Origin of the sequence: Streptomyces olivaceoviridis (genome assembly GCF_014650115.1) — a bacterium.
Taxonomy (GTDB): Bacteria; Actinomycetota; Actinomycetes; order Streptomycetales; family Streptomycetaceae; genus Streptomyces; species Streptomyces olivaceoviridis.
The window spans coordinates 161,844-173,551 of record NZ_BMUI01000005.1 but is presented as its reverse complement, the minus strand read 5'-3'; the positions used below and the strand labels follow the sequence as shown (position 1 = coordinate 173,551).

10 protein-coding genes are annotated in these 11,708 nt (G+C 72.4%); 3 read left to right on the top strand and 7 right to left on the bottom strand.

Annotated features, from left to right (window positions below):
- The first annotated feature begins 7 nt into the window (after positions 1-7).
- The gene (locus tag IE273_RS12090; RefSeq protein WP_189815137.1) at positions 8-895 is read left to right on the top strand and encodes an SDR family NAD(P)-dependent oxidoreductase; all 888 of its coding nucleotides are present in this window, start codon (positions 8-10) and stop codon (positions 893-895) included.
- Between the two features lie 232 nt (positions 896-1,127).
- Here the strand turns inward: IE273_RS12090 and IE273_RS12085 are convergent, their stop codons facing one another.
- From IE273_RS12085 to IE273_RS12055, 7 genes are all read right to left on the bottom strand, one after another.
- A complete protein-coding gene (locus tag IE273_RS12085; RefSeq protein ID WP_189815136.1) occupies positions 1,128-2,261 on the bottom strand; it encodes an FAD-dependent oxidoreductase in 1,134 nt (377 codons plus the stop codon).
- Between the two features lie 229 nt (positions 2,262-2,490).
- Positions 2,491-3,489 (bottom strand): type I glyceraldehyde-3-phosphate dehydrogenase, encoded by a 999-nt coding sequence (gene gap / locus IE273_RS12080; RefSeq protein ID WP_189815135.1) that lies wholly within the window; start codon positions 3,487-3,489, stop codon positions 2,491-2,493.
- A gap of 112 nt (positions 3,490-3,601) precedes the next feature.
- A complete protein-coding gene (locus tag IE273_RS12075) occupies positions 3,602-4,558 on the bottom strand; it encodes a GlxA family transcriptional regulator (RefSeq protein WP_189815134.1) in 957 nt (318 codons plus the stop codon).
- A gap of 101 nt (positions 4,559-4,659) precedes the next feature.
- Positions 4,660-5,844, bottom strand: coding sequence for a cytochrome P450 (locus tag IE273_RS12070; RefSeq protein WP_189815133.1), 1,185 nt, complete (start codon positions 5,842-5,844; stop codon positions 4,660-4,662).
- Positions 5,845-5,875: 31 nt separating this feature from the next.
- Positions 5,876-7,231, bottom strand: coding sequence for an NAD(P)/FAD-dependent oxidoreductase (locus IE273_RS12065; protein WP_189815132.1), 1,356 nt, complete (start codon positions 7,229-7,231; stop codon positions 5,876-5,878).
- The gene (locus IE273_RS12060) at positions 7,221-7,430 is read right to left on the bottom strand and encodes a ferredoxin (RefSeq protein ID WP_189815337.1); all 210 of its coding nucleotides are present in this window, start codon (positions 7,428-7,430) and stop codon (positions 7,221-7,223) included. Before IE273_RS12060 ends, IE273_RS12065 begins: the two co-directional genes overlap by 11 nt.
- Before the next feature lie 101 nt (positions 7,431-7,531).
- Positions 7,532-7,732, bottom strand: a complete 201-nt coding sequence (locus IE273_RS12055) for a hypothetical protein (protein WP_189815131.1) — start codon at positions 7,730-7,732, stop codon at positions 7,532-7,534.
- Positions 7,733-7,963: 231 nt separating this feature from the next.
- Between IE273_RS12055 and IE273_RS12050 the strand changes: the two genes are divergently transcribed.
- Entirely contained in the window at positions 7,964-8,956 is a 993-nt protein-coding gene (locus tag IE273_RS12050) for an Acg family FMN-binding oxidoreductase (RefSeq protein WP_189815130.1), read from the top strand.
- 343 nt (positions 8,957-9,299) lie between these two features.
- Positions 9,300-11,684 (top strand): phosphoketolase family protein, encoded by a 2,385-nt coding sequence (locus IE273_RS12045; RefSeq protein WP_189815129.1) that lies wholly within the window; start codon positions 9,300-9,302, stop codon positions 11,682-11,684.
- The last annotated feature ends 24 nt before the right edge of the window (positions 11,685-11,708 follow it).

The following is an 11,708-nucleotide window of genomic DNA, read 5'->3' as shown; positions in this document are numbered from 1 at the left end:
GGCATGCGTGAACATTCCCCGTATCGCCCTCGTCACGGGCGCCAACCAAGGACTCGGCCGCGCCCTCGTCGAAGGACTGGCGGCCCGCATGGACTCGCGGGACCTGGTCCTGCTCACCGGCCGCAGCCACCGGCGCGTGACGGACGCCGTACACGAGGTCGGCCGGCTGTCCGGCACCCGCGCCCGGGTCGAGGGCCGCGTCCTGGACGTCACCGACACCGACGCCATCGCCCGCCTCGCCGAGGATCTCCGGGCCCGGTACGGAGGTGTCGACGTCCTCCTCTCCAACGCGGTGGCCCGCGTGCTGCCCGAGGAGTCACAGGCCGAGCGGGCCGACGAGTTCATCGACGTCTCCAACACCGCCACGCACGCGATCCTGCGCTCCTTCGGTCCCCTCCTGCGCCCGGGCGGCCGGCTCCTCGTCGTCGCCAGCAGCCTGGGCACCCTCGGTCACCTGGATCCCCGGCTGCACCACCTCTTCGACGGCGCGAGTCTCGACCAGGTCGAGTACGCCGTCGAGTCGTGGCGCGGTGCGATCCACAACCGGACCGCGCAGGAGGCCGGCTGGCCGATCTGGCTCAACGTCCCCTCGAAGGTGGCCCAGGTCGCCGCCGTCCGCGCCGTCGCCGCCGAACGCCGCGCGGGCGATCTCGCCGACGGCACACTGATCGCGGCCGTGTGTCCCGGCATGGTCGACACCGCCACCTCCCGCCCCTGGTTCAGCGACTACAGCCGGGCCCAGTCACCGGCGCGGGCCGCCGAAGCCGTGCTCGACCTGGTCCTCGCCGACCACGTCGAGCCCGCCCTCTACGGCGAACTCGTCCGCTTCGGCAAGGCCCTGGACTGGTACGACGGCACACCCCCGGTGGAGCAGGACCGCATGCTCACGCCCTGAACACCCAGGGCCGTCGCACACACGTGAAGGCACGGCAAGGAGTTCGACGAGAAGAACGGCATCACCTTCGAGCAGGCCGCAGCCGCACGGCAAGCCGCCTCCGGTGACCACAACCGGCCGGAAACCCCGCTGTTCGCCGCGAGCATCGCGCCCCACGCCCTCGCACGGAGCTCGTGACGTCCACGCGGCCTGACATGGATCGACGGCCGCCGGGGTGACCTCGGCCGGCGGCTCACGGGGCCTGCTCATCCGCGGTGAACGCGGCGAACAGGCCCTGGGGTGTGTCGGCGCCGAAGAGCAACTCGTGGAGCTGGGCGCCTTCGGCGGCGGCTTCGGCGCCGCGGGGGAACATGGCCCGCTCGTACTCGGCGAAGGCGGCTTCTGTGTCGCCGGGGTGTGCGGCGAGGGCCTTGCCGAGTTCGGCGCCGTCGTACAGGGCCAGGTTGGCGCCTTCGCCGTTGGGAGCGGCGAGGTGGGCGGCGTCGCCGAGCAGGGTCACCCCTGGCACCCGGTCCCACCGGTGCCCGATCGGCAGGGCGTACAGGGGGCGGGGCACCAGCGGGGTGTCACTGTCGGTGATCAGTGCGGTGAGCTCCGGTGCCCACCCGTCGAACTCCCGCGCGATGCGTGCGGCGGCAGCGGCGGCATCGGTGAAATCGATGGCGGCGAACCAGTCCTGCGACTCGGTGAGCGCCACATAGGTGTGCAGGGTGTCGCCCTTCTCCCGGTGGGCCTGGATGCCCTTTCCCGGGGCGAGCGCGAACAGCGACCCGCCGCCGACCGCCTTCGAGGCGGCAGGGTGTCGGGTGTCGCTGTCGAACAGGCAGGTCTCGACGAACGACCTGCCGGTGTACTCGGGCACCGCGTCGGAGAGCAGCGGCCGGATGCGTGACCACGCGCCGTCCGCGCCGACCAGCAGGCTGGTGACGACCACGGTGCCGTCGGCGAGGGCGACCTCGTGGCGCCCCCCGCCGAGAGGACGGACGCCGCTGACCTTGCGCCCCCACCGGACGGTGCCGGCCGGGAGCGAGTCGAGCAGGATCCGTCGCAGCTCACCGCGCTGCACCTCGGGCCGGCCCCCCGTGCCGTCGTCGGCCTCTTCGAACAGGACGGTCCCGTCCCGGTCGAGGATCCGTGTCGCCTGGCGGCCCTCCAGGACGAGGCTGCGGAACTCGTCGGTCAGACCGGCCGCCTGCAAAGCCAGTTGGCCGTTGTGGTCGTGGATGTCGAGTATCCCGCCCTGCGCGCGGGCCAGCGGTGAGGTCTCCGCCTCGTACACCGTGGCCGGGATGCCGTGGACGTGGAGGACACGGGCGAGGGTCAGTCCGGCGAGCCCGGCGCCGATGATCGTGACATCAGTGGTCATGGTGGTTCCTTGCCTTCCGCGTGCCCGCCGGACGGTCACCCGGCAGGAATACCGGCAAGGTTTCAGACGCTGCCGACACCTGGCCGACACGCCGCCGACAGCGGACCGACAGCCCCAGGTCGAGCCGATCGCGCAGGCGGGGAGGTGCCGGTCCGGTCCGGGCGCCGTACACACCGGTCCGGCACTGGTCGAAGACCGGCACATCCCCCTGACGCACCGTGCTGGAGTATCAGCCGGTGGCGAGGAACTCCAGCGTGTCGATCACGCGGTTGGAGAAGCCCCACTCGTTGTCGTACCAGGCGACCACCTTGATGTGGCGGCCTTCGACGCGGGTGAGGGCCGAGTCGAAGATCGACGAGGCGGGATTGCCCGTGATGTCGGACGACACGAGCGGGTCGTCGGAGTACTCAAGGATGCCGGCGAGCGGCCCCTCCGCTGCGGCGCGGTACGCCGCCAGCACCTCGTCGCGCGTCACATCGCGGGCGACGGTCGTGTTGAGCTCGACGATCGAGCCCACCGGCACCGGTACGCGGATCGAGTCGCCCGACAGCTTGCCGTCGAGGTTGGGCAGCACCAGGCCGATCGCCTTGGCCGCGCCGGTCGTGGTCGGCACGATGTTGATGCCGGCGGCCCGGGCGCGACGGGCGTCACGGTGCGGGCCGTCCTGAAGGTTCTGCTCCTGCGTGTAGGCGTGCACCGTCGTCATGAACCCGTGCTCGATACCGGCGAGTTCGTCGAGGACCGCGGCCAGCGGCGCGAGCGCGTTGGTGGTGCAGGAGGCGTTCGAGACGATCGTGTGCACGGCCGGATCGTAGGCGTCGGTGTTGACCCCGAACGCGAGCGTGACATCGGCGCCGTCCGACGGCGCGCTGACGAGCACCTTCTTCGCACCGGCGTCGAGGTGGGCCCCGGCGGCCTTGGCCGAGGTGAAGCGGCCGGTGGCCTCCAGGACGATGTCGACACCGAGTTCGGCCCACGGCAACCGCGCCGGTTCACGCTCGGCCAGCACCGTGATCCGCCGGCCGTCGACGACGAGGGTGTTGCCGTCGGCGGTCACCGGGCGCCCGAGCCGGCCGGCCGTGCTGTCGAAGGCGAGCAGCCGGGCGAGCGCGGCGGGCTCCGTCAGATCGTTGACGGCGACGATCTCCAGGGCGCTGTCGCGCTCCAGCAGTGCGCGCAGCACGTTGCGTCCGATGCGGCCGAATCCGTTGATGGCGATGCGAGTCATGTGTGACGTCCCTTCCTTTCGCCACCAGACTCGCCCGCGGCCCGCGCCACCGACAGTGGCGGGATCGCCATGGTCCACAAGGATCGCGCCAGCCGGCGTGGTGCCGGGCGGCCTACTCGCCCCGGGTGAAGGTGCGCCGGTACTCGCTCGGAGTGGTGCCGAGGATGCGCTGGAAGTGGAGCCGCAGGTTCGCGCCGGTGCCGAGCCCGACGTCGGCGGCGATCTGTTCGACGCTGCGCTGCGAGCGCTCAAGCAGTTCGCGGGCCAGGTCGATGCGGGCGCGCATCACCCACTGCATCGGCGTGTAGCCGGTCTCCTCGACGAAGCGCCGGGAGAACGTGCGGGGCGAGACGCCCGCCTGCCGCGCCAGTACGTCGAGGGTGAGGGGCTCGCCGAGCCGGTGCAGCGCCCACTCGCGGGTCGCGGCGAACCGCTCGCCGAGCGGCTCGGGGACGCTGCGCGGCACGTACTGGGCCTGGCCGCCGCTGCGGTAGGGGGCCGCGACCAGACGCCGGGCCGCGTGGTTGGACGCGGCCACTCCGAGGTCGCCGCGCAGGATGTGCAGGCACAGGTCGATGCCGGAGGCGGCGCCGGCCGAGGTGAGCACGCTGCCCTCGTCGACGAACAGCACGTTCTCGTCGACCTGGACGAACGGATGCCTGGCCGCGAGTGCCCGGCTGTAGTGCCAGTGCGTCGTGGCGCGCTTGCCGTCGAGCAGGCCCGTGGCGGCGAGCGCGAAGGCACCCGTCGAGATGGCGGCGAGCCGGGCGCCCCGCTCGTGGGCGGCGATCAGCGCGTCGAGCACGGCCTGCGGCGGGTCGTCGCGGTCCGGGAACCGGTAGCCGGGCACGAAGACGATGTCGGCCCACGCGAGCGCGTCGAGGCCGTGGGCGACGTAGTACGCGAGGCCATCGCCGCCGGTCACGAGACCGGGTGCCGCCCCGCACACCCGCACCTCGTACGGCATGCTCGCGCGGGTGGTGAAGACCTGCGCGGGAATGCCGACGTCGAGCGGCTTCGCACCGTCGAGCACGAGGACGGCGACGCGACGGAGGGGGGAGGGCGGCACAGGGAAAGGTTACGTGGGGCGTGACGCCGACGTGCCACTGCGCTGTCGTCGCCCCGTCCCGTCCCTCCTTCCCTGTCGTGCGCGGTGCCGGCGTACGGCCCTCAGAGCTGGAGGGGCAGGTGGCGGGGGCCGCGGAGCATGGCGTTCTGGCGGTAGGGCGGTGGGTCCTGGACCAGCCGGGCGGTGCCGAGGTGGGGGAGCAGGGCGCCGAGCGCGGAATAGGCCTCGATGCGGGCCAGGGGGCCGCCGTAGCAGAGGTGGATGCCGCTGCCGAAGCCGAAGTGCTGGTTGTCCGGACGGGTGGGGTCGAACCGGTCGGGCTCGACGAACCGCTTGGGGTCGCGGCTGCCCGAGGCCAGCACCAGGACGACGGACGCGCCTTCCGGGAGGGTGGTGCCGGCGACGTCGACGTCGGCCCGCGGGAGGCGCTCGCGCATGTGGACCGGAGGCTCGTAACGCAGCAGCTCCTCCACCGCTCGCGGCAGCAGGTCCGGTTGGCGGCGCAGCAGGTCCAGCTGGTCGGGCCGGCGCAGCAGGGTGAGCACACCGTTGGTGATGAGGTTGACCGTGGTCTCGTGCCCGGCGATGAGCAGCAGGACCGCCGTTTCCGCGAGTTCCTCCCGGGTCAGGCGCAGAGCCGGGTCGGGCTCGTTGACGAAGGCGGAGAGCATGTCGTCGCTCGGCTTGCCGCGGCGCTGTTCGGCGAGGTTCACCAAGTAGCCGCCCATCTCCATCTTCGCCTGTTCACCGGCCTTGTCCGTCTCGGTGGTGTCCGCGCCGGCCCTGACGTCGGCGGCGGCGACGAGGGCGTCGGACCAGGCCCTGAAGAGGGGCTCGTCCTCGCGGGGCACGCCGAGCAGGCGGCAGATGACCGTGACGGGCAGCGGGTAGGCGAAGTCGTCGACGAGATCGATCTGCTCGCCCGCGCGGAAGGATGCCAGCAGTTCCTGGGTGATCCGGTCGATCTCGCCGCGCATGCCGTCGACGCGGTGGGGGCTGTGCGGCGGACCGAAGGGCCGCATGGCCAGGGTGCGCAGTCGGTGGTGTTCGGGGTCGTCGAGCCGCAGGAACGGCAGTTGCTGGGCCTCCCCGCCGCGGGTACGGGGATCGACACTCATCCGCGGGTCGTGGAGCAGGGCGGCGACCTCGTGGTAGGTGCCGATCAGGTAGCTGCCGTCAGCCTGCCGCACCACGGGTCCGGCCGCGCGGAGTTCCGCGTACAGCGGGTACGGGTCAGGGCGGCTGGCGTAGTCGGTGATGCGTTCCAGCAGGGTCTCGGAGGCCATGGCGGCTCCTCGGGGTGGGGCGGGACGTGGGCTAGACCACGGTCAGTCGGCGGTCGGGAAGGTGACCGGTGAGCGCGACGGTCGGGCCGTGGGACAGCACCGACGGATCGGGCACGTCGGAGGGGATCGTGACGTCGGCCGCGATCGCCCGGTCCGCCGCGCCGGGCGGGGGCGGGAAGGGAGCGGCCGACTCGATCAGGTGCCGGTAGTAGTCGAGCGACTTGGCCATGTCGACGGTGACGGCCGCGGTGACCCGGCCCTTGTACCCGTAGACCATGGCGAGACGGCGCGCCTCCAAGGAGCCTTGGGCGATGACGATGTGGTCGGAGTACGTGGGCACGCCCACGGACTTGATGTTGAGTCCGAACTGGGTCGACCAGAAGACCGGGACCGCCAGGTGCGGGCGTCGCAGTGGACCCGGGTTGACCATGTTGTGGGCCGCCACCTCGGCCTGCTCGACCGCGTTGCCCCAGTGCTCCAGGGACAGCATCTGGTAGCCGAACAGCGGGTGGGGGAAGCGGGAGACGTCGCCGGCCACGAAGACGTCGTCGGTGACGATCCCGTACATGTTGAAGGCGCGGCATCCGGCGTCGCACGCGATCCCGCGCGGGCCCGCCGCCAGCCCCGACTCCGCCAGCCATTCGACGTTGCGGATCGCTCCCAACGCCGCCACGCACACGTCCGCGTCGACCCGGCTGCCGTCGGACAGCCGCGCACCCGTGAAGGCGCCGTTGCCGTTCAGGGCGGTGACCGTCACGCCGGTGCGCAGGTCCACACCGTGGTTGCGCTGCATGACGGCCGCGAGCTTCGACAGGGTGCCGCCGAGCGCGCCGACCAGGGGAGCGGGGCCGCGCTCGGTGACCGTGACCTGCACCCCCAACTCCCGGCAGGCCGAGGCGATCTCCGAGCCCGTGAAGCCGCCGCCGATGACCAGCACGCGCTCCGGCCTCGCGGCGAGCCGGTCGGCCAGCCCCGCGCCGTCCTCGCGGGAACGCAGGGTGAACACCCCCTCCAGCGCGGCCTCCTCCTTGTGGGGCCAAGGCCGCGCGCGGGTTCCGGTGGCGATCAACACCCGGTCGTACGGCAGTGACTCCCCGTCTTCCAGCAGCACCCGCTTCTCCAGCAGGTCCAGGCCCGTGGCGCGGACGCCCAGCCGCCACTCGGCGTCCGGATCCCGGCGCATCGGCAGCTCGGTGGTCTGCGCCGTCGCCTGCCCGAGCAGCACCTGCTTGGACAGCGGCGGACGGTCGTAGGGTGCGTGGGGTTCGTCCCCGACCACGGTCAGTGAGCCGGTGAATCCTTCCTCGCGCAGCGCTTCCGCGGCCCGCAGACCGGCCAGCGACGCACCGACGATGACGATGCGGCCGTCCTTGAGGTCATCGGGCACCGCTCTTCACCTCTTCCCCCAGGAGTATGGCCTGGACCGGGCAGGCCGCCGCGGCTTGGCGCACGCGTTCTTCCTGGTCGTCGGGTACGGCCGTGGCGTAAAGAAGGCCTTCCTCGCCGTGCAGCTCGAACACGGCCGGCGCGAGGAACACACACTGTGCGTATCCCTGGCAGCGCGTGAGATCGACAACGGTCCGCATCTTCACTACCTCCTCCGCTGTCACACCCCCCTCACCTCCAGAATGGGTGGAGACCCGTTCGCTCGCACGGTGGCCGCCTCGGGGCCGCCGCCGGTGCGTCGTCAGCCGAGGGCGCGGTCGAGGCCGGCGGTGGCGCCGATGCGGGTGGGGCGCGTGAACGCCGGTGGGGACGCGCCCAGTTGCTCGCCCGCGCGGCTGATCTCCTCGGCGTACAGGCCGACATGGCCGGCGTTGCCGAGGGCACCGAGGATGGACGGCCACACGAGGGCACGAGGGGCGACGAACCTGGTCAGCGGCATCATCGGCGGGTGACGTCCGGCAGGGTCGCCACCCGCGGCGCCGGCGGACGGAGCACCCGTCCCGTCACCCACGCCGCGATCGATCATCGACCGCCCGGCGGCCCGTCCTGCCCCGTCCCTGAGGGGGACCGGCCCGGAGCCTGAACGCGTCTGACCACGGCACCGCTGCCCCGGGCCCGGGACGTGCGCCCGCACGCGATGTGGGTACTGGGACGGAGTCGGCAGGAGGGCACGATGGACACACCGCAGCCGGACGCGAAGACGGTCGCCGGTCTGGTCGCCGAGGCCGTGACCGCTCCCTCCATGCACAACGCGCAGCCCTGGCGCTTCCGCTTCCTGGCGAGCGAGCGGGTCCTGCTGCTGTTCGCCGACCTCGACCGCGCCATGCCCCGCTCCGACCCCGGCAACCGCGCCCTGCACATCGGCTGCGGTGCGGCACTGTTCACGTTGCGGGTCGCCGCGGCGCACGCCGGCATCACCCCCACGGTCAGCCTGCTGCCGGACCCCGCCGAACCGCTGCGGCTCGCCGCGGTCCGGCTGGGCGGGACAGACCCGGACGCCTCGGAAGACGATCTGGTCCGTCTGCACCAGGCCGTCCGCCGGCGGCACACCAGCCGGTACCCCTTCGACGAGAAGGACATCCCGGAGGACGTGCGGGCCGCCTTGCGCGCGGCGGCGGACCGGGAAGGGGCGGAGTTGCAGTTCCCCGGGCCGTGGCACGTGCGGACGATCCTGGACCTGGTGCACGACGCGGAGAACCGCGACGTCCTGCACCCGGAGAGCGCGGGGGACCTGCGGCGCTGGACGCGGCTCGGACCGGAGGCCGACACGGCCACCGACGGGGTCCCGGAGTACGCCTTCGGACCGCGCATGCGGGACGGCAAGGCGCCCATGCGTGACTTCGCCGGCCGCCGCCCGGTGGCCGACCGCGGCACGGCCTCGTTCGAGAAGGACCCGCACCTGGCCTTGCTGAGCACACCGGGCGACGGCCCCGCCGACTGGCTCCGGGCCGGCCAGGCACTGCAACGGGTGCTGCTGGAGGCGACCCTGGCGGGGCTCGCCACCTCCCTGACCTCCCACGCCCTGGAGAGCCGGGACCTGCGCCTGCTGACCCGTGACCCCGTGACGGGCCGCGGCCACGTCCAGATGGTGCTCCGCCTGGGCTACGGGCCACAGGGCCCCGCCACGCCCCGCCGGTCCGTCCGCGACGTCCTCGACATCGCCTGAACGGCAGGGGCCACGACGACCGGAGTGCGCGACGAGGACGGAAGCGGCTCCGGCCGCGCCCCGGTGCCCGCGCCGCCCCCGTCGCGGTCGCGGGCCCCGCCGGTCGCCGTCGGGCTGACGGCATCTCGTCGCAGCGCCGGGAAGACGTTCGCACCGCCGACCGGCCGGACGGGTGGTCCGATCGGGTGCCGGCCGAGGCAGCCAGGTCCTGCGGGACCGTCCGCCGCGCGGCCGGTGGCCCGAACGGCCCTGTCGGGAACCCGGCGCGTCGATGGAAGGTGGTCGTACAGAGGCCGGCACGCATGAAGCCCCCGAACGCCGTCCCGACACGAAAGGGATCCGGATGTCCGTCGACACGCACACGGCGCCCGCCGAACTCTCGGACGAGGAGCTCACCTCACTGGACGCCCACTGGCGCGCCGCGAACTACCTCTCCGTCGGTCAGATCTACCTCATGGCCAACCCCCTGCTGAGCGAGCCGCTCCAGCCCGAGCACGTCAAACCGCGGCTGCTCGGCCACTGGGGCACCTCACCCGGCCTGAACCTGGTGCACACCCACCTCAACCGCGTCATCAAGGCCCGCGGCCTGGACGCGCTGTGCGTCTGGGGGCCCGGACACGGCGGCCCGGCCGTCCTCGCCAACTCCTGGCTGGAGGGGTCGTACACCGAGACCTACCCGGACATCACCCGGGACGCGGCCGGCATGGCCCGGCTGTTCAAGCAGTTCTCCTTCCCGGGCGGGGTGCCCAGCCATGTCGCCCCCGAGACCCCCGGCTCCATTCACGAAGGCGGTGAGCTCGGCTACTCCCTGTCACACGCCTACGGCGCCGCCTTCGACAACCCGGACCTGCTGGTCGCCTGCGTGATCGGCGACGGGGAGGCGGAGACCGGTCCGCTGGCCGCCTCCTGGCACTCCAACAAGTTCCTCGACCCGGTCCGCGACGGCGCCGTGCTGCCGATCCTGCACCTGAACGGCTACAAGATCGCCAACCCGACGGTGCTGGCCCGGCTCCCGGAAACCGAACTGGACGAACTCCTGCGTGGCTACGGCCACGACCCCGTCCATGTCACCGGTGACGACCCGACGGCCGTCCATCGCGCGATGGCCGCGGCGATGGACGAGGCGCTCGACCGCATCGCCGGCTTCCAGCGTGCCGCCCGCGAGGACCGGGCCACGGACCGGCCCCGCTGGCCCGTGATCGTGCTGCGCACGCCCAAGGGCTGGACCGGTCCCGCCGAGGTGGACGGACTGCCGGTCGAGGGCACCTGGCGCGCGCACCAGGTGCCGCTGGCCGCCGTGCGGGACAACCCGGAACACCTGCGGCAGCTGGAGCAGTGGCTGCGCTCCTACCGCCCCGAGGAACTGTTCGACGAGCACGGCGCCCCCCGCGCGCACGTAGTGGCATGCGTCCCGGAGGGTGCCCGACGGCTCGGCGCCACACCGCACGCCAACGGCGGCCTCCTCGCGCGGGAACTGCCTCTTCCGCCCCTGGAGAAGTACGCCGTCGAGGTGGACAAGCACGGCGCCACTCTGCACGAACCCACGCGTGTCCTCGGTGACATGCTCGAAGACGTCATGCGGGCGACGACCGACCGCCGGGACTTCCGGCTCGTCGGCCCCGACGAGACCGCCTCCAACCGGCTCCAGGCCGTCTACGGGGCCAGCGGCAAGGCCTGGCAGGCCGCCATCCTCGACGTGGACGAGCACCTCGACCGACACGGCCGGGTGATGGAGATCCTCTCCGAGCACACCTGCCAGGGCTGGCTGGAGGGCTACCTCCTCACGGGCCGGCACGGGCTGTTCTCCTGCTACGAGGCCTTCGTGCACATCGTGGACTCGATGGTCAACCAGCACATCAAGTGGCTGCGCACCACCCGCCGCCTGCCCTGGCGCGCTCCGGTCGCCTCCCTGAACTACCTCCTCACCTCCCATGTGTGGCGGCAGGACCACAACGGCTTCTCCCACCAGGACCCCGGCTTCGTGGACCACATCCTGAACAAGAGCCCCGAGGCCGTACGGGTCTACTTCCCGCCGGACGCGAACACACTGCTGTCCGTGGCGGACCACGCCCTGCGCAGCCGCGACTACGTCAACGTGATCGTGGCGGGCAAGCAGCCCTGCTTCGACTGGCTGTCGATGGAGGAGGCGAAGGTCCACTGCGCCCGGGGCGCCGGCATCTGGGAGTGGGCCGGCAGCGAGGACGGCACGCGCGAACCGGACGTGGTGCTCGCGTGCGCGGGTGACGTGCCGACGCAGGAGGTCCTCGCCGCGGTCCAGCTGCTGCGCCGCCACCTGCCCGACCTGGCCGTGCGCGTGGTCAACGTGGTCGACATCGCCCGACTGCTGCCCAGCGAGGAACACCCGCACGGCATGAGCGACTTCGAGTACGACGGACTGTTCACGGCCGACAGGCCGGTGATCTTCGCCTACCACGGCTACCCCTGGCTCATCCACCGGCTGGCCTACCGTCGTACCGGGCACCGCCACCTGCACGTGCGCGGCTACAAGGAGATCGGCACGACGACCACCCCCTTCGACATGGTGGTCCGCAACGACCTGGACCGCTACCGCCTGGTCATGGACGTCGTCGACCGCGTCCCCGGCCTCGCCGTCCGCGCGGCCGGGGTGCGCCAGCACATGGAGGACACCCGCCAGCGCCACCACGTCCACATCCGGGAACACGGTACGGACCTGCCCGAGGTCGCCGACTGGACATGGGACGGCTGAACCTCCTGCCGGGGAGAGCGCCGC